Genomic DNA, 18,107 nt, shown 5'->3' with positions numbered 1-18,107 from the left:
GCCACTCGGGCTGACCGGTGAACTGCTCTGGGAGGTACCCCCGCTGTCCGTGCCGGACGACGGTGACCTGGACGCCGGCTGTCGGCCTGGCCGGGCCGCAGGGCCAGGCCGAGGCCGCCGTCGGCGGGCGCCGCGGCGGCGCTCACCGCACCTGCTGCCAGGGCGGTGAGCAGTACGGGAATTGTGGCCGCGAGTCGCACCGTCCACCTCATGGTGCGGACTGTAGGGGCGCGGCGGCCGATCTTCGCACGCTCTGTCGGGGACCGGTCCCAGCAGTCGGCCAGGTCCGATGATCAGCCGAGTACGCTCGTTACTGCTGCATGCTGCGCTGCCCGGCGCCAACGGCGCCGAACGGCCGGCTCGGCCGCGAGCCCGCAGTGGATTCGAGGACCCTCGCGCCGATCCAGGGGAAGTAACCAGGTGAGCACCCATTCGATGTTGCTGTTCGTGCTCGCCGCGGTCGCGGTCATCGTCGTCGTGCGGTGGGTGGCGGCCCGCACCGGCCTGCCGGCCGCAGCGCTTCTGCCGCTGATCGGCATCGCGTACGCGCTGCTCCCCGGCCCCAACATCGGCCTTGATCCCGACCTCGTGCTCATGATCGTGCTGCCGCCGTTGCTCTACAGCGCCGCACTGGACTCCTCGCTGTTGGACATCCGCCGAAACCTCCGCATCGTGGTGAGCCTCTCAGTGCTGCTGGTGCTCCTCACCGGGGTTCTGGTCGGCATCGGGTTCCACCTGTTCGTCGCCGGGGCGACGCTCGCTGCCGGGATCGCTGTCGGCGCCGCCATCGCGCCGCCCGACCCGGTGGCCGCCCTGGCGGTGGGCCGCCGAGTCAACCTGCCACCGAAGATGGTCACGATCATTCAGGGCGAAGGGCTGCTCAACGACGCCACAGCGCTGACGATGCTCAGCGTCGCGGTGGCCGCCGCCGTGGGCGGTGAGTTCTCGTTCCCGTCCGCCGTCGCCCAGTTCGTGCTGGCGGCGGTCGGCGGGGTCGCCGTGGGAGCGGCCGTCGCCTGGGCCGTTCGTCTGGCCCGACCGCTAACCAAGGACCCGTTGCTGTCCAACGCCATCTCGCTCGCGACACCGTTCGTGGCCTACCTGTTGGGTGAGGAACTGCACGTCTCCGGGGTGCTCGCCGTGGTGATCGCCGGGCTGATCGTCGGCCATCAGGCGCCCCAGTTCACCTCGGGCGCCGCCCGGCTGCAGACCAGCGCGGTGTGGCGGCTGGTCGACTTCCTCCTCGAAGGCTTCGTCTTCCTGCTGATCGGCCAGCAGCTACCCGAGGTCGTCAAGGGCCTGCGTCAGTACGACACGTCGACAATCATCATCGCGGTCGCGGTGTCGGTCGGCGTGGTGCTCCTGCTGCGCCCCGCGTGGCTGGTGATGACCCAGTCCCTTCCCCGGTCGCTGCACACCCGGCTGGGAGGCATCGCCGAGCAGGACGACGCCGACGAACCCGGGACCGCCCGGCAGATCCAGCGCGCCGACCGCAACGCCCGCCGACTCACCTCTCGTGAAGTGGTGGCACTGAGCTGGTCCGGCACTCGTGGCGTCATCAGCCTGGCCGCGATCTTCACCCTGCCGCTGACCACCAACAGCGGCGCGCCCTTTCCCGACCGCGACCTCCTGCTGTTCTGCACCTTCGTGGTCGTCCTGGTGACACTCGTCGGGCAGGGCCTGACGTTCGCGCCGCTCGTGCGGATGCTGGGCCTGCGCGCCAACGAGACAGACCAGGCCCGCGTACGCAACGAGGCCCGCTCGGCGGCGGTCGAGGCCGCCCTGGCCCGCCTCGACGACGTTGCCGCCGCCGAGCCAGACAGCGGGGTGGCCGTCAGCATCACCCGTACGCAGCTGCTGGCCCGGCTGGCGCGCTACCGCGGGCGGCTGGACCTGCTGGAGCAGAGCGATTCATCCGAGGTGCCCACCTCACCGGAGTACGAGACGGCGCTCCGGGTCCGACGGACAGCCATCGCCGCGCAGCGCGAGGAGCTGGTGCGCTGGCGCGACTCGGGCCGGCTGCCAGATGAGGAACTCCGCGTCCTGGAACGCGAACTCGACCACGAGGAGCTGCTGCTCCCGAAACGGGCATCCAGCTGACGCGTCGGGCGACGGCGCCCTGGCCTCGGCCCGGCGCCGTCACCTGCCGCCTCACAGTTGGTGCAGGATCACCGGGTCCTTGATCTTCTTGTCGGCGGCGAGCAGCAACGCCTTGCTGATGATCTCGGCGAGCCGGGTGTCGCCCTCGAAGGGCAGGAACATCTCCGGCTCCTTCGCCTTCGCCGAGTCGGGGATGATGCACAGGTACCTGTCGTCCGGGGCGATCAGGATGTTGCCCGAGCCGCAGTGGATGCGGTACGTGTGCAGGTCACCCCGGACTTCGAGGAACCGGTCGGTGAACGTGCACCGGTTGCCGATCGCCAGCCGGGGGATCAGCTCGGCCAGCACCTCCCGGCGGGTCCGGCCCGTCGGGGTGAGGTCACCGAAGCTGTTCTGCGACCAGTAGTCGCGGTAGCGGCCCTGCGGACCGCCGTCGAACCAGTTCGGGTCGTTGCCCACCCCGGCCGCTGCCACGAACAGGTCGACGTCGCGCATCACCTCGCTGAGAACGACCGCCGGAACCTCCTCCAGCGGCACTGGCGTGCGTTCCCTGCGGACGAACACAAGTTGGTCAGTCCCCATCGTGTCGAACATCAGATCGTCGCCCTGATCCTCGATCCCGGCGATGTGCAGCACGGCGCGCAGGTCCCAGTCCGGAAGGGCCAGCCAGGGGTCCTGATAGTTGGCGCCGTCGTTGCGGTGTCGAACGTGCGACCAGCCACGCCGGGACAGCAGCGCGATGAGACGGTGCTGGCGCACGATGTGCGCGGCGAACCGGTTGGAGTACGTGCCGGTGGCCCGCTCCGCGTCGGTCAGCAGGTACTGCTCGCGGTGCGCCTGCTTGAACGGCTGGGTGATCGTGTGCCGGGCCAGAAAGGCCCGCCACGCCAGGACCGAGGTCGGATCGCCGACCGGGTGCCACAGCCGTACCGTGGCGTCGCCAGCGGGCTCGAACACCGTGTCGTCCACGGTCCGCAGGGCGTCGCCGCCCCAGCAGCAGGCGACGCCGTCGACGGTCCAGATCAGCCGTCGGGCCAGCGTCCGGGCCAGCGGGTGGTCCAGGAACCGCTCGCGCCACTGCTCGACGGTCCACGTACGGTCGCGCCGCAGCAGCCCTTCCAGGCGGTCGCGGGTCCCGATCAGCGTCGCGCCGACGTCTGCGACTGTCGCCTTCAGCTCCTTCAACTCCTCGCCGTACTCCTTGCGCACCTGCGCCGGAGGGACCTTGACCACCTTGCCGTCCGCGTTGCGCCACACCAGGACGGCGTCGACGCCGCGCACCTCGACCTCGTACGAGCTGTCACCCAGCTTGTCGGCGAGCGGCAGCCCGAAACCGGGCAGCGCCATCTCCTCGACGTCCTCGCGGCCGATGCCGAGCGCTTCGGCGTGCTTGGTCAGGCCCTTCTCGACGATGCGTAGCGTGCTCTTGTAGGTCAGCCGCGACGCCAACCGCGCCAGTTGCGCGAGGGCGGCGGGGTGCTCGGTGTCCACGAGCACCGCGACGGCGACGTTCGCCAGCTTCGGGCTCGACGGACCGTGCCCGGGAACCTTGCGGGCGGCCCGTTCCGCGATGTGGCCGAGGCTGCGCAGGGTCTCCTCGGACGGCGGGCACATCGCTCGCATCCAGAGCAGGCCCCACAACACCCCGACGTTGTGGCGGTCGGCCAGCCGCGGCGGAAACTCCGCGAGGTGGCCACTGCAGCACGTGGTCATCCGCAGCGGCAGGCTGCGCGGCAGACCCACCAGCGGAAGCCAGTCGTCGAGCCGATCGGTGAACTCGTCGACGCCGACCGCGTCGAGCAGGGCCCGGGCACTCTTCTGCCAGGCGGCCGTCGGTCGTGCCTTGTCCGCGCCGAGCAGGCAATGCGCAAGCAACGCCTGCCAGCGGGATCGGCGCTCCTCCGACATCGCCTCGATGTCCGCGATGGCCCGGTCAGCCCACTTCTCGCCGACGTTGACGGTGGGCCACATCGCCGCGTCCTCGTCGCCCATGTTCGAGAACGAACGCTCGATGCGCGTCCGACGCCAGGTCGCCAGGGCCGCCGGGTGCGAACGTCCGGCGAGGTACTCGGTTTGGAGCGACTCCCGGGTGAATGTCACGAGCGACCCGCTCCACCGACCGAATCCCAGCCACGCCTCACCGCCCAGTCGGTCCAGCCATCCGGCCCCGGTCAAACCGCCGCCCGAGCGCAGAGAGCGGAGCAGCCCGTACAACGCGTCGCTGTCCTGTCCCGGCACCGCCCATGCGTCGAACAGCGCCTGCCGCACAGTCACCGGTTGCGCGGCGAGGAGCTGCCTCGCCCGCTCCCAGATCTCGCTCAGCGCGATCTCCCACGGGGTCTTCCGGACGTGGTACGACCGCGGCAGGCTGCCGATCAGTGTCATCGCCGCGGCGACCCGACGGTCGTCATCCGTGGCATCGCCATCGAGCGCCGCGACGGCGGCACGGATCTCCTCGGCCCGCTGCGTGGCGTCCGGCAGCAGTTCGACCTGCGGGGACGCCAGCTCGTACGGTCCGGCCGGGTCGTTGAGCGCGGCGAGCAGCGCCGGCCCGGTGCCCTCCGGCGCCCAGCCGCACACAGTGCCCACCCAGGCGACGAAGTCCCGTTTGCCATGGTCGTTGAGGGTGTTTCCGCTCCGCTCACACCATCCCCGGATGGTGTCGACCACGTCGCGCAGCACCAGTTCCGAGCCGTAGGTGCCCATCAGCCACCCACCAGCGGCACGAGCTTCAGGAAGGTCACCCGGGACCCGGCGTGCAGGTGGACCTTGTCGTCCAGGCTGGTCACCTGACGGTCGTCGACCAGCACCACGAAACCGTTGCGACCGAACGCCTCGAGCGTCGCCCGGGTCCGGTCCTCCGGATCGACGTTCCCGCCGGACTCCGCGACCTCCAGAAAGACCCGCCGTCGAATCAGCTCGTCGAGGCGTACCTCTTCCTCGAAGACGTCCACCGTCCACTCAGGGCCTTTCGGTGCTCCGGTCACTTCATCGGCGATTGTGATCATCGGCATGGCGGAGACCGTAGCTCAGACCCCGGACATGCTGTCCGACACGGACGCGACCGGCGCCGCAACCTGGAACGCTTGTCGTCACCCACCTGCAGCCCCCGCCGTCGTCGATGTCAGCCGCTGAGCGCCCGACCGCCCGCGTACACGAAAAAGGCTCTGACCAAGTGATAATCACCGGTCAAAGCCTTGATCTTTGGTGCGCCGCCAGGGACTCGAACCCCGAACCCGCGGATTAAGAGTCCGCTGCTCTGCCAGTTGAGCTAGCGGCGCTCGCTGACAACGGGACGGGACGTTAGCACGCCCGCGTACCGACCTGGAGAGGCAGTGGTGGCCGCACCGCAGCGGAGACGGGTGGCGGGAATCCGGCGGACCGTGGCATTTTCGCCTCTCGTCCTCGACGGCAGGCATTCCTAGGCTCCTTCCCGACACGCTTCAACGGGAACGGAAACGGTGCTGGATCGTGCTTCGCTATGTCCTGCCAGTGGTGATCGGGCTGGTCTACGTCGGGCTCAACTCCCTCGTGCCGGAGCCGCACCGGCGGCGCCTGAACGCGCTCGTCGTCACCGGCGCCGGGGCCGCCTACATCAGCGGTGGCGGATTCGGTCTGTGGGAGCTGGCTTTCTGCGCGCTGCTGGTGGTGGTGGGCTACGCCGGGCTCACCTCGTACACCTTCATCGGCGTCGGGTGGCTCCTGCACACGGTCTGGGACGTCGTGCACCACCGGCGCGGCACTCCGATCATCCCGTCGCTGCACGACTCGTCCTTCGGCTGCGCGCTCTGCGATCCGGTCATCGCGCTGTGGTGCTTCGCCGGTGGCCTGTCGGTCAGGGACCTGTACGACGGGGTCGTGCGGCGGGCGGACGATGCGCGCCCGGCGGTCACCGCCCAATCCTGACTGGTTGAATTCCGCCATGCACACAGTGGCCGTGCTTGCCCTCGACAGCGTCGTCCCGTTCGACCTGGCCACTCCGATGGAGGTCTTCCACCGCACCCGCCTGCCCGACGGGCGCGCCGGCTACCGCGTCCTCGTCTGCGCCGCCACACCGACGGTCACCACCGGCGCGTTCAGCATGGCGGTGCCGTGGGGCCTGGACGTCCTCGTTGACGCCGACACCGTCGTCGTGCCGGGTGTCTCCGACCCCGCCGCCGCGGCACCCGCCCCAGTGCTCGACTCGCTGCGCACCGCCGCCGCGAACGGCGCCCGGATCGCCTCGATCTGCGGTGGTGCGTTCACCCTCGCCGCCACCGGCCTGCTCGACGGACGCCGCGCCACCACGCACTGGCTCGCCACCGACCGGCTCGCCGCCCAGCATCCGCGGATCCAGGTCGACCCCAACGTGCTCTACGTGGACAACGGTCAGTTCCTGACCTCCGCCGGCGCTGCGGCCGGACTCGACCTGTGCCTGCACCTGGTCCGCCGCGACCACGGCTCCGCCGTCGCCGCCGACGCGGCGAGGTTGTCCGTCATGCCGTTGGAACGCGCGGGCGGACAGGCGCAGTTCATCAAACATGAACCACCTGCTCCGGAGGGGGCGACCCTGGAGCCGCTGCTGGCCTGGATGCGCGACAACGCCCCGCGCGAGCTGACCCTCGCCGACATCGCCCGCCACGCCGGCATGAGCACCCGGACGTTGAACCGGCGCTTCCGCGACCAGACCGGCACCACCCCGCTGCGGTGGCTGCACCGAGTGCGCGTCCACCAGGCGCAGCACCTTCTCGAGACCACGACCCATCCCGTCGACCGGGTGGCGACACGTGTCGGTTTCGGCTCCACCACGGCCTTCCGGGACCATTTCAAGCGGATCACCGGCACCAGCCCGCAGGCGTATCGGCGTAGCTTTCCCAGCGGGTGACCACGACGCGCGACAGCAGCCGACGGTCGGAAGTCACCAGGAATGAAGAAGACCCCAGCCCGGCAGGTGACTGCCAGGTCAGGGTCTTGATCGTTGGTGCGCCGCCAGGGACTCGAACCCCGAACCCGCGGATTAAGAGTCCGCTGCTCTGCCAGTTGAGCTAGCGGCGCTCGTCGGCAACGGAGAGAACATTAGCACCCCTCCAACCCGGGCTCCAATCCGGTTACCCGGCTCCACCCTTCGGTCGAGCTTTGCCGACAAAATGCCCCAAACTGCCGCACCCACTGAAGCCGGGGACGTAGGTTGCGGCGTCGATGCGGCACGATGTCCGCCAGGTACGCGAGAACAGAGGTGGGCATGGCACGGTTCACGCGAGCCGGAGCGGTGGTGGGCGCTCTGACTCTGGCGGCGTCGCTGGCACTGACCGGGTGTGGCGACGAGCAGAAGAAGCCGGCATTCGTCGGCGGGACGTCGGCGGCCGACCCGGGCGCCGCGCCGGGTTCGTCGGCGAGTCCGGACCCGAACACGCCGAGCACACCGAGCGGGCCGACGCTCACCCTGAGCCCGGCCGACGGCACGAAGAACCGGCCGGTGAGCACGGAGATCAGCGCGAAGCTCCCGGACGGCGGGAAGGTGTCCGCTGTCACCCTCACCGCGGACGGTGGCGGCACGGTAGAGGGCAAGCTGCGCACCGACGGTTCCGCCTGGGTGCCGTCCACTCCGCTGAAGTGGGGCACCCGCTACACCGCCACACTGACGGCGAGCGGGTCCGACGGCACGAGCAGCCAGGGCACCAGCAGCTTCACCACGATGGCGAAGCCCAAGTCGACGATCGGCTCCGGCCTGTACCTCTTCGACGACAAGAGCTACGGGGTGGCCATGCCGGTGGTCACCGAGTTCCACCCGGGCATCCCGAAGAAGGACCGGGCGGCGGTGCAGAAGCGGATGTTCGTCCGCACCGACCCGCCGCAGCCGGGAGCGTGGCACTGGGTCGACAACGGCACGCAGGCCTACTACCGGGCCCCGGAGTACTGGAAGCCGGGCACGACCATCACCGTGCGGATCGCCATCGCGGGGATGCCGCTGAGCAATGGCAAGTACGGGGACATGGACCGCAAGGCCACCGCGAAGATCGGCCGGTCGTTCGAGATGAAGGTCGACAACGCCAACAAGAAGATGACGGTGTACGAAAACGGCGCGGTGGTACGCACCATCCCGGTGAGCCTGGGCAAGAAGAGCACCCCGTCGTCCAGCGGCACCATGGTCGTGATGGAGAAGAAGGAGGCCACGGTCTTCGACACCCGGGACGACCCGGACCCGGCCAACCGCTACGTCACCGACATCCAGTTCGCCCAACGGCTCACCTGGGGTGGCGAGTACATCCACGCCGCGCCCTGGTCGGAGCACGTGCAGGGCCGGCAGAACGTCTCGCACGGCTGCGTGAACGTGTCGATGGTCAACGCCAGGTGGCTGTTCGAGAAGACCCGGATCGGTGACCCGATCACCATCAAGGGCACCGAGCGCAAGATCGCAGCCGGCAACGGCTGGACGGCGTGGAGCCTGAGCTGGTCGGCGTTCGTCAAGGGCAGCGCGCTGCCCGTACCCAATGGTGGGGCCGGTCCGGCTATCTGAGTTGCCGCACGTCTATGCGCCGGTCCGGCCGATGGCCGGGCCGGCGCGTACTCTTGCAGTCCCGCGCCGCGACGGCGCCGCAGCGACCCCTTAGTCCCGGTACGGAGACGAATCCCGCTCACGAAACGCCGGATAGTAGCAAAAATCCGGCACCATGGACGGCGTGTTTCGGTTCACCCTCGGCAACCGGGGCCGGCTCTGGCGCGTCATTAGGAGACGATGGGGCAGCGACCACGACTGTGAGGGAATCATGCGAGCTAGCCAGGATCGACTGATCAGGGGCGGTGGGCGGCGCCGCGTCTTCGCGGCAGGGCTCCTCGCCGTGGCGCTGGCCTTCACATCCGCGTGCACCGACGGCGACGGCGGCAAGCCATCCTCGTGGCACGGCGGCGGTGAGACCCCGGCGCCGAAAGCGGCCGCGACCATCAGCGAGCCGGCTGCCGACGCCAAGGACGTGCCAGCCTCCACCGGCATCACCTTCACCACGAAGGACGCCCAGGAGACCACCGTCGAGCTCAAGGACGCGGCCGGCAAGGCGGTCGAGGGCACCCTCGCCGCGGACGGCAAGTCGTGGCTGCCAGCCGGGGCGCTGGAGTACGGCACCGCCTACACGGCGACCGTGACCGCCACCGGCGACGACGGTCGTCCGGCAACCGCGACCAGCACCTTCACCACGATGGCCAAGCCGGGCAACCAGGTACGGGTGACCAGCTTCCTCGGTGACAACCAGGTCGTCGGGGTCGGCATGCCGTTGATCGTGAAGTTCAGCCGGGGCATCCCGGAGGACTACCGGGACGACGTGCAGCGCCGCATGACGGTGACGTCGACGCCGGCGCAGGAGGGCATCTGGCACTGGGTCAGCCCCACCGAGGTCCGGTACCGGCCGAAGGAGTTCTGGAAGACCGACAGCAAGGTCTCCTACCGGGTGCAGGCCGGCGGTCTGCCGATGGGTGACGGTTGGTACGGCCGCGCCGACCTGAGCGTGGACATCAAGATCGGCCCTGCGGTGGTCATGACGGTGGACAACAAGACCAAGCGGATGACCGTCACCCGCAACGGCTCTGTGATCAAGACCATTCCGGTGAGCCTCGGCAAGAAGAGCACCCCGTCGTCCAGCGGCACCATGGTCGTGATCGAGAAGCTGCGCAAGACGGTCTTCGACACGTTCGAGGAGCTGGGCCCGGAGGAGGGCTACCGCACCAAGATTGACTTCGCGCAGCGCCTCACCTGGGGCGGAGAGTTCATCCACGCGGCACCCTGGTCGGAGGGTCAGCAGGGCACCACGAACGTCTCCCACGGTTGCGTGAACGTGTCCATGGCCAACGGCGACTGGCTGTTCAAGAACACCCAGATCGGTGACCCGATCACGGTCAAGGGCACCGAGCGCAAGCTGCAGAACGGCAACGGCTGGACCGACTGGAACATGAGCTGGGACGAGTACGTCAAGGGCAGCGCCCTGCCGTACGAGCCTCCCGCCGACCCGGACACCACCCCGACGACCCCGGACGGGGCGACCCCGTCAGCGACACCGACCGCCTGAGCCCGACGACGAGAGCCCTCTCCCTTACGCGGAGGGGGCTCTCGTCGTATGTCCCCTACCTCGCCCCTACAACGAATCAGGCCCCCTCCGAAGAGGGGGCCTGATCAGCACAACCATCTGGGTGACTGATGGGAATTGAACCCACGACAACCGGGACCACAACCCGGTGCTCTGCCAACTGAGCTACAGCCACCACGCCGCCGTCGCCCGGTCGATCGCCCCGGGCGGGGTGCGGACCAATAATAGCGGCACCGCAGCCGGCCACGTCCAGCGGGTTCCCCGCTCGACGCGAGCGGGGGTCAGAGCTCGGCGGCGATCGCCTTGGCGGTCTCGACGTCCGGGCCGGGCAGCGGGACGAAGAGCGTCCGCCGGTAGTACTCCAACTCCCGGATGCTCTCCCGGATGTCGGCCAGCGCCCGGTGGGCGAGCCCCTTCTGCGGCTGGCCGAAGTACACGCGCGGATACCAACGACGGCAGAGTTCCTTGATCGACGACACGTCGATCATGCGGTAGTGCAGGTGCGCGTCGAGGCGGGGCATGTCCCGGGCGATGAAGCCCCGGTCGGTGGCGATCGAGTTGCCGCACAGCGGCGCGGTGCGCGGATCCTTGACGAAGCTGGTGACGTACTCCATCACCAGGTCCTCGGCCTCGGCGAGGGTCACCGCCGACCGGCGGACCTCGTCGGTCAGGCCGGACTTGGCGTGCATCGTCTGGACGATCTCCGGCATCGCCTCCAACGCCGCCTCGTCGGCGTGGATCACCACGTCGACACCGTCACCCAGCACGTTGAGGTCGGGATCGGTGACCAGTGCCGCAACCTCGATCAGTTTGTCTCTGCCAAGGTCCAACCCGGTCATCTCACAGTCGATCCAGACAAGGAGATCAGCCACCGGGACAGCCTACGCGCAGCCCACGCCTCGCGGCTGCGCGCTGCCGGCCGCCCGGCCCGCTAGGGTTTCGGGGTGCCAGCAGAACCCGTCGCACCGCCCGCCGTCACTGACGACGATCCCGGCGGCCGTACGGTTCGTCGCCTGGTGGCGGTGGTGGCCCTGCTCGCCGTGCTGCCGGCGCTCTACCTGCCCGGCCTCGTGCACAACTTCTTCGACCTCAAGATCTACATGTCCGCCATGGACTGGTGGCGCGTCGGACACCCGCTCTACGACTACGTCCAACCGGACCGGGTGCAGGGCGAGTTGTACTTCACCTACCCGCCGTTCAGCGCGCTGCTGCTGTGGCCGTTCGGTCTACTGAGGCTGGGTGCCACCGTGGCGATCTTCACCGTGCTCACAGTGCTGGCCGTGGTGCTCACCACCCGCTGGCTGGTGCTGCCGGTGATCGCCCGGCACGGCCTGCCGCGGACGTTCACACTGGTCGCCGCCGTGTTGCTGGTGCTGGCCGTGGAGAGCATCCGCGAGACGATCACCTTCGGTCAGATCAACATGCTGCTGGTCGTGCTGATCCTGGCCGATCTGCTGTTCGCCGTGCCGCAGGCGCGACGCTGGGCCGGGGTGGGTGTGGGGCTGGCGACGGCGCTCAAGCTCTTTCCCGGCATCTTCATCGTGTACCTGCTGGCCACCCGGCGGTGGCGGGCCGCGGCAGTGGCGAGCGCCACCGCGGCGGCGGCGACCCTGCTCGCGGCGGCCATCGCCCCGCGCGACTCGTGGCGGTTCTGGACGCACGAGCTGTGGACCACCGAGCGGGTCGGACGCACCGACATCGTCGGCAACCAGTCGCTGTTCGGGCTGCTCAGCAGGTTCACCGCGCCGGAGAAGCCAGACCGGCTGCTCTGGCTGCTGGTGGTCGCCGCGGTCGCGGTCTACGGCCTGTGGCGGGCCACCCGCGCCGCCCGGGCCGGTGACGCGTTGACAGGTCTGACGCTGACCGGTCTGGTGGGGGCATTGGCGAGCCCGATCACCTGGACCCACCACATCTACTGGTTCGTGCCGGCGGTGGTGCTGCTCGTCGACGCGGCGCTGAGCGCCGACCGGCCGGACGAGGCACGTCGGCGCTGGTGGTCGGCCACACTCGCGCTGGTCACCACCGCCGTGATCGTCTACGGCGTGGTGACGTTCCAAAAATGGGGCGCAGGCGTGATCCGTACTCATGACCCTGCGGACTTTGTCGCGCAGAACACCTACGTACTGCTCAGCCTGCTGCTGCTGGCGGCCCTGCCGATCCGTTCGGGACACGCGGCGGAAAATCGCGCCAAATGGACAAGTCTGTCCACTAGCCGCGAGCAGCGCTAATCTGGCCTCATCTACCTCAAGCGTCGCTCGGGTAGCACCGCTCCCCCGGTGAAGGTGGCCCTCCGCGTCGGCAGCGCGGAGGGCCACCCGCCTTCGGGGGCGCATCAACGAAGGCTCCCCAAACACGCCGGCCCGCCCGGTGGTGTCCGGACGGGCCAGCGAATTGCGGCGGGGTCAGGCCTTGGCGACCGGCTCCCGGCGGGTCCGCGTGAAGGCCAGACCGCCCAGCACCAGGCCGGCCAGGCCGGCGACGAGACCCGCCACGCCGAGGCCGACAGCGAGGCCGTTGCCCTCGTCGTCATCGTCGTCATCGGGGGCCGCGACGGCGGCAGCGGTCGGCGTGGCCGCACCCTCCGGCGCGGCGGCGGCCAGGGTGAGCACCGGTGCGGGGTTCTCCGGCTCCTCGCCGCCCGGCGCCGGGTCGTCGATCCACCGCGAGATGTTGCCGTCCGAGTAGGTCTGCAGGACCTTGAAGACCATCGTGTCGACCTTCGGCAGCGGCCCCATCGAGACGGGGAACTCCTGGAACTGCCCCGGCTTCACCGCCGCGTCGCCGGTGGCCGTCCAGGTGATCTTGGAGACCGCCTCGGTGAGCTGGCTGCCGTGCACCTCGATCGGCGGGTCCACCTTGCGCTTCTCGGTGGCCACCGTCCAACCGGGCACCGGCATCGTCGACACCGAGCCGACCGGGGCGTTCTCCGGCAGCACCACTTCCAGCTTGTTGGTCGAGGCGGTGTCGCTCTCGTTGGGCACCCGGAACGCCACCCGCGCGTAGCCGCCCTGGGTCGCCTCCTTCGGGTTCACGGTGACGTGGGCGGACGCCGGTCCGGCGAAGCCGAGCACAGCGGTGGCGGCGGCGGTGATCGCCAGGGCGGCAGCGGCGGTTGCGGTACGCCGGAATCGGGTCATGGGTTTCGCGGACCTCTCTAACGGATGGGCACGGTGGCGGTCACCGTGGCCTGGTCGATGTCGGTCGTACGGGCGGTGATCTTCAGTTGCCACTCGCCGGCGGCCGGCAGGCTGATGTCGCCGTAGGCGTGGTTGTCAGTCAACGGCAGCAACGGGACCTCGATCGGTTCGATCCCGGCCGAGGGCAGCGCCACGGTCGCCCGCCACTCCTTGACCGGCAGCGGCAGGTTGTCCTTGCTGTACGCATACAGGTGGATCGAGTTGTTGCCCCGCTCGGCCGGGCTCAACTCGACCTGCATCGTGTAGAGCGTGCTGGTCAGCGAGGTGGTGAACTGGCCGGCCGAGACGTCCGACGACTCGGCGGAGGCGGTCCGGGCGGGCGGCGTCTGCACCAGTGTCGCGGACAGGCCGAGCACCACCGCCGTGACTGCCAACTCCACCCAGACCGCCCGACGGACCGGGACGGGGCGCTGCGCCGCGACCCGGCTGCGCACCAACTGCCGGGAGTACGCGGCCACGCCGATCACCACCGCGAACAGCGCGATCTTGGCCAGTAGCAGCCGACCGTAGGTGGTGCTGACCAGCGCCTGCGGGGTGGCCACCTCGATCAGCGCCTGGACGGTGCCACCGAGCAACAGGGCCGAGACGGCGAGCGCCGCCCAGCGGGACCAGATCGGCAGGATCGCGCTCAACTCCCGCTCGTCGGCCTGACGCAGCAGGAACACGGCGAGCATGAGCAGGCCGCCCAGCCAGACCGCCATGCTGCCGAGGTGGACCGCGTCGACCACGACGGAGACCGCCGGCGCCGGGGAGGCCGCCGGATGCCCGGCCAGCGGCCAGGTCAGCAGGGCGGCGACGCCGAGCACCGCCAGGATGATCGCGTCGGTGCGCCCCGCCGGCCGGGCCAGCATCGGCCGGAGCAGGAAGACGGAGGCCGCCAGCAGACCGAGCCGGACCAGGTGGGCGGCACCGAACGGGCTGCCGAAGACGGTGCCGAACCCCTCGCCGGACACCTCGAAGAGACCACCGCCTGCCGTATACGGCACCTGCAACCACAGGTCGGCGAGGGTCGCGACGGTCACCAGACCGAGGCCGGTCCAGGCCAGCCGGGTCGGTCCGCGCCGGGAGAGCCGCTGCGGCCACAGCGCGGCGAGCACCAACACCGGCCCGACCAGCAGCACCAGGCCCGCGTAGCCGAGGAACCGGGCCACCTTCACGGCGGTGCTCACCACCGGGTCGGCGCGGCTGTCGTCCCCGCCGGAGTCGGCCGGCGGCGTCGACGGCGCACCCACCGAGTAGGTGAACGCGCCGGACACCGGGTGGCTGTCGGCGGAGATCACCCGGAAGCTGACCAGGTAGGTGCCACGGCCGGCATCCGGGGACACCGGGATCGTCACGACGGTGTTGTCGAAGGCCGGCTCACCCCGGTCGGCGCGGGAGCCGTCCGGAGCGATGATCCTGATCTTGCCGGGCACCTTCCGGACCGACTCGCTGAACGTGAGGACCACCTCGGACGGCCCGCTCGGCACTACCGAGGAAGCAGCCGGGCTGCTGCTCTGCAGCACCGCGTGGGCGCTCGCGGAGGTGGCCGGCGCGATCAGCAGAGCGCCGACGGTGACCAGCAGGCCGGCGGCGACAGCCAGCCGGGCGAGCCAGCGGCGGGGGGCGACAGTCATGCCAGCCATGGTCGCCGACAGGTGTGGATCTCGGCGACCCGAGTCGGACAGAGGGCTCAACTCTGCTCAGCCGCCAGCGCCGCGCGTGAGGGATCGCGTGTCATGAGGAGGTAGTCGGCCCGGGTAGGGGAAAAGTTCCCGACGTGGCGCAGACCATCCACGGGCCGAAGGACCCTAACGCTCAGCCGAGCGACGCGTATCGTGGTTTGTCGTGATCCCCGTCCCGCGTGACACCGGTTCCGCCGGTCCGGCCGAGCCGGCCGACGACGTCGCCCGGGACCAGGCCACCGAGTGGGCACTGACCGCGCGACACGGCGATCCGACCGCCCAGGCCGCGTTCGTCCGGCTGACCCAGGCCGAGGTCTGGCGTTTCGCCGCCGCCCTGATCGATCCGGACAGCGCCGACGACCTGACCCAGGAGACGTACCTGCGCGCGTTCCGGGCGCTACCCGCGTTCGAGGGCCGCTCCAGCGCCCGCACCTGGCTGCTCGGCATCGCGCGTCGGGCTTGCGCCGACCACCTGCGCACGGTGATCCGTCGCCGCCGGCTCGACGAGCGCCTGACGGCGAACGCGTACACCGACCGTCCGCACCCGGACCCGTCCGGGCAGCTCGGCGCCACCGACCTGGTCCGCCGACTCAGCGCCGAGCGACGCTCCGCGTTCGTGCTCACCCAACTGCTCGGCCTGTCCTACGCCGAGGCGGCAGCCGTCGAGGGGGTGCCGGTGGGCACCATCCGGTCCCGGGTGGCCCGGGCCCGCGACGAGCTGGTCGAGGCGGTCGGCGACGCCCTGGCCGGCTGATCCCGGAACTTCCGGCGGAGACGGAACGACAAATGAGCGTGACTGCACCTCCCGGCCGTTGGCCGGTGCTCCGGCCCTGGCTCGCCACGGCGGCCCGGCTCGGCCTCGCCGCCGTCTGGCTCGTCGCCGGCGCGTCGAAGGTCGGTGACCTGGCCGCGTCCGGGCGAGCTGTCAACGCGTACCAGGTGATGCCGTACGACGTGGCGACGGTGATCGGCGCGGCCCTGCCCTTCGTCGAACTGGCGCTGGGCGTGCTGCTGCTGGTGGGGCTGGCCACCCGGCTCGTCGCCGGGGTGTCCGCCGCGCTGCTGGTGGTCTTCATCGTGGGGATCGCCTCGGCCTGGGCGCGCGGGCTGGCCATCGACTGCGGCTGCTTCGGCAGCGGCGGGCAGTTGGCCGAGGGACAGGCCCCCAGTTATCTCCCGGAGATCCTCCGGGACCTGGGATTCTTGGTATTGGCCGGATTTCTGCTGATCTGGCCGCGTACGCCGGTGTCGGTGGACGGGTGGTTGGCCGGCGAGCCCGTTGTGGAGGACGAGGATGAGTAGTCGCAAGGGGCAGCGGGACGCCGCCCGGGTGGTCCGCGAGCAGCTCGCCCGCGAGCGGCGGCGTCGGCGCACGCTCTGGGTCTCCGCCGCCGCGGTCGTCGTCCTGGTCATCGCCGGAGTCGCCGGATGGGCCATCTGGTCCAGCCAGCGCTCGGACACCTTCACCACCCCGCCCGGCGCGAACGCCGACGGCACCGGCATCGTCACCGGCGGCGGCCCGGTCACCGTCGACGTCTACGAGGACTTCCTCTGCCCGGCCTGCAACCAGTTCGAGCAGAGCAGCGGGGCGACGCTCACGCAGTTGGCCAGCGAGAACAAGGCGAAGGTGGTCTACCACCCGGTGGCGTACCTCAACCGCTTCTCCACCACCGAGTACTCCAGCCGCTCCTCGGCCGCCTCCGGCTGCGCGGCGGCCGGCGGCAAGTTCCGGGAGTACGCGTCGGCGCTCTTCGCCAAGCAGCCGCCGGAGGGCAGCGCCGGTCTCGACAACGACGAGCTGATCGACATCGGCGTCGGGGTGGGCCTCGACCGGGGTTCGTTCGCCGGTTGCGTCAAGGACGGCACGTACCGGACGTGGACCGAGCACGTCACCGACGAGGCCAGCCGGAGCAACGTCACCGGCACGCCGACGATCCTGGTCAACGGCCAGCCGCTCGAAGACCGCAGCCCGCAGGGCCTCAGCGCAGCCGTGGCAGCGGCCGGCAAGTGATCCGTACCCTGCTGACCCGCGCCGCGGTGGTCGTCGCCGCAGCCGGCGCGGCCACGATGCTCACGGCGGCGCCCGCCGCCGCGCACGGCGCGGACGCCCCGGACGGCACCAACTACCGGACCACGACCACCGGGGTCGCGCCGGCGCGGCCCGGGCTGGAGGTACGCGTCGTCGAGGCGGGCGCCCGACTGGAGCTGACCAACAGCACCGGCCGTGCCGTCGAGGTGATCGGCTACTCCGGCGAGCCGTACCTGCGGGTCGGCCCGGACGGGGTGTTCGAGAACAGCCGCTCCCCCGCCACCTACCTGAACCGCACCCTGGCCGGGGACACCGCGCTGCCCCCGGAGGCCGATCCAGCCGCACCGCCGTCCTGGCGGCGGGTCGCCGACGGGCCCACAGTGCGCTGGCACGACCAGCGGGCGCTGTGGCAGGAGTCCGGACCCCCGGCGGCGGTACGCGCCGCGCCCGACCGCGAACACCGGGTGCGGGACTGGACGGTCCCGCTGCGCGACGGCGCCGACCCGGTGGTGATCGGTGGCACACTCGACTGGGTGCCGCCGCCGGACGCGTACACCTGGTGGACGGTGACCATCGTGGGCCTGCTCGCGGTGGGGGCGCTCGGTCTGGTCGCCGCCGCCTCGGCGGCCGGCGGCCGAGCGCTGTCCGCGCTCGGTGCGTTGCTGGTCGTCGGCGGCGCGGTCGCCCTGGTGTACCCGGTGGGACGGGAGTTGGACGCCGGCGCCCAGGGTGTCGGCGGGGTGGTGCTCGGGCTGCTGTCCGGGCAGATCTGGTCGTTGTTCACCGGGCTCGGCGCGATCGCCGCCGGGTGGTACGCGGTGGCCCGCCGCACGGCCGCCGACTTCCCGGTGGCGCTGGCCGGGGCCTGCCTGGCGCTCTTCGCCGGCGCGGCGAACGCCGCCGTGTTCGCCCGGTCCATCGCGCCGGTGCCGTGGTCGCCCGAGATCGCCCGCGTCATGGTGGCGATAACCGCAAGGCCAACCTGGCCGCCGCGGAGGTCCTGCTGGAACGTGCGGCGGCGGGTGGCGCGGACCTGGCCGTCCTACCTGAGTACGTCGACTAC

Annotated in this window: 15 protein-coding genes and 3 tRNA genes; 10 read left to right on the top strand and 8 right to left on the bottom strand. The window is 70.6% G+C overall.

The window, feature by feature from the left end; all coding sequences use genetic code 11:
• The first annotated feature begins 435 nt into the window (after window positions 1–435).
• The gene (locus ACWCO3_RS16355; protein ID WP_357933835.1) at window positions 436–2,100 is read left to right on the top strand and encodes a Na+/H+ antiporter; all 1,665 of its coding nucleotides are present in this window, start codon (window positions 436–438) and stop codon (window positions 2,098–2,100) included.
• 51 nt (window positions 2,101–2,151) lie between these two features.
• On the opposite strand, the gene ACWCO3_RS16350 is transcribed toward ACWCO3_RS16355, so the two are convergent.
• The 3 genes from ACWCO3_RS16350 to ACWCO3_RS16340 all read right to left on the bottom strand — a co-directional run bounded on the left by ACWCO3_RS16350 (window position 2,152) and on the right by ACWCO3_RS16340 (window position 5,381).
• Entirely contained in the window at window positions 2,152–4,806 is a 2,655-nt protein-coding gene (locus tag ACWCO3_RS16350; protein WP_450010682.1) for a DUF4132 domain-containing protein, read from the bottom strand.
• Window positions 4,806–5,114: a hypothetical protein gene (locus ACWCO3_RS16345; protein WP_145785229.1), complete on the bottom strand. Its 309-nt coding sequence runs from the start codon at window positions 5,112–5,114 to the stop codon at window positions 4,806–4,808. The genes ACWCO3_RS16350 and ACWCO3_RS16345 overlap by 1 nt, the downstream gene beginning before the upstream one ends.
• A 191-nt stretch (window positions 5,115–5,305) precedes the next feature.
• Window positions 5,306–5,381, bottom strand: a tRNA-Lys gene (locus tag ACWCO3_RS16340).
• 190 nt (window positions 5,382–5,571) lie between these two features.
• Here ACWCO3_RS16340 and ACWCO3_RS16335 point away from each other — a divergent pair.
• Both ACWCO3_RS16335 and ACWCO3_RS16330 read left to right on the top strand, forming a co-directional pair.
• Entirely contained in the window at window positions 5,572–6,006 is a 435-nt protein-coding gene (locus tag ACWCO3_RS16335; protein WP_145785230.1) for a DUF6010 family protein, read from the top strand.
• Window positions 6,007–6,022: 16 nt separating this feature from the next.
• Window positions 6,023–6,964, top strand: coding sequence for a GlxA family transcriptional regulator (locus ACWCO3_RS16330; RefSeq protein ID WP_145785231.1), 942 nt, complete (start codon window positions 6,023–6,025; stop codon window positions 6,962–6,964).
• A 94-nt stretch (window positions 6,965–7,058) separates the two neighbouring features.
• Here ACWCO3_RS16330 and ACWCO3_RS16325 read toward each other — a convergent pair.
• A tRNA-Lys gene (locus ACWCO3_RS16325) sits at window positions 7,059–7,134 on the bottom strand.
• Window positions 7,135–7,321: 187 nt separating this feature from the next.
• On the opposite strand from ACWCO3_RS16325, the gene ACWCO3_RS16320 reads away from it, so the two are divergent.
• Complete coding sequence (locus ACWCO3_RS16320) at window positions 7,322–8,596, top strand: Ig-like domain-containing protein (RefSeq protein ID WP_450010679.1); 1,275 nt, start codon at window positions 7,322–7,324, stop codon at window positions 8,594–8,596.
• Window positions 8,597–8,846: 250 nt separating this feature from the next.
• Window positions 8,847–10,136: a L,D-transpeptidase gene (locus ACWCO3_RS16315; RefSeq protein WP_145785233.1), complete on the top strand. Its 1,290-nt coding sequence runs from the start codon at window positions 8,847–8,849 to the stop codon at window positions 10,134–10,136.
• A 120-nt stretch (window positions 10,137–10,256) separates the two neighbouring features.
• Here ACWCO3_RS16315 and ACWCO3_RS16310 read toward each other — a convergent pair.
• Both ACWCO3_RS16310 and orn read right to left on the bottom strand, forming a co-directional pair.
• Window positions 10,257–10,329, bottom strand: a tRNA-His gene (locus tag ACWCO3_RS16310).
• 106 nt (window positions 10,330–10,435) lie between these two features.
• A complete protein-coding gene (orn, locus tag ACWCO3_RS16305; RefSeq protein ID WP_357933342.1) occupies window positions 10,436–11,026 on the bottom strand; it encodes an oligoribonuclease in 591 nt (196 codons plus the stop codon).
• 72 nt (window positions 11,027–11,098) lie between these two features.
• Between orn and ACWCO3_RS16300 the strand changes: the two genes are divergently transcribed.
• On the top strand, window positions 11,099–12,382 hold the full coding sequence (locus ACWCO3_RS16300) for a glycosyltransferase 87 family protein (RefSeq protein WP_145785235.1): 1,284 nt from the start codon (window positions 11,099–11,101) through the stop codon (window positions 12,380–12,382).
• A 174-nt stretch (window positions 12,383–12,556) separates the two neighbouring features.
• On the opposite strand, the gene ACWCO3_RS16295 is transcribed toward ACWCO3_RS16300, so the two are convergent.
• Window positions 12,557–13,291, bottom strand: a complete 735-nt coding sequence (locus tag ACWCO3_RS16295) for a YcnI family copper-binding membrane protein (RefSeq protein ID WP_145785236.1) — start codon at window positions 13,289–13,291, stop codon at window positions 12,557–12,559.
• Between the two features lie 17 nt (window positions 13,292–13,308).
• Window positions 13,309–14,976 (bottom strand): copper resistance CopC/CopD family protein, encoded by a 1,668-nt coding sequence (locus tag ACWCO3_RS16290; RefSeq protein WP_145785237.1) that lies wholly within the window; start codon window positions 14,974–14,976, stop codon window positions 13,309–13,311.
• A gap of 202 nt (window positions 14,977–15,178) precedes the next feature.
• On the opposite strand from ACWCO3_RS16290, the gene ACWCO3_RS16285 reads away from it, so the two are divergent.
• The 4 genes from ACWCO3_RS16285 to ACWCO3_RS16270 all read left to right on the top strand — a co-directional run.
• Window positions 15,179–15,769, top strand: a complete 591-nt coding sequence (locus ACWCO3_RS16285; RefSeq protein ID WP_145785238.1) for a sigma-70 family RNA polymerase sigma factor — start codon at window positions 15,179–15,181, stop codon at window positions 15,767–15,769.
• A gap of 32 nt (window positions 15,770–15,801) precedes the next feature.
• Window positions 15,802–16,317, top strand: a complete 516-nt coding sequence (locus ACWCO3_RS16280; RefSeq protein WP_145785239.1) for a MauE/DoxX family redox-associated membrane protein — start codon at window positions 15,802–15,804, stop codon at window positions 16,315–16,317.
• On the top strand, window positions 16,310–17,026 hold the full coding sequence (locus ACWCO3_RS16275) for a DsbA family protein (protein WP_450010674.1): 717 nt from the start codon (window positions 16,310–16,312) through the stop codon (window positions 17,024–17,026). Before ACWCO3_RS16280 ends, ACWCO3_RS16275 begins: the two co-directional genes overlap by 8 nt.
• A partial coding sequence (locus tag ACWCO3_RS16270) for a hypothetical protein (protein ID WP_450010672.1) occupies window positions 17,023–18,107 on the top strand: 1,085 nt, incomplete at its 3' end. The genes ACWCO3_RS16275 and ACWCO3_RS16270, both read left to right, overlap by 4 nt.

The sequence above is a fragment of the Micromonospora sp. NPDC002411 genome (genome assembly GCF_053592955.1).
Note: the sequence above shows the minus strand (reverse complement) of the source record. Positions and strands in the feature narration are given on the sequence as shown.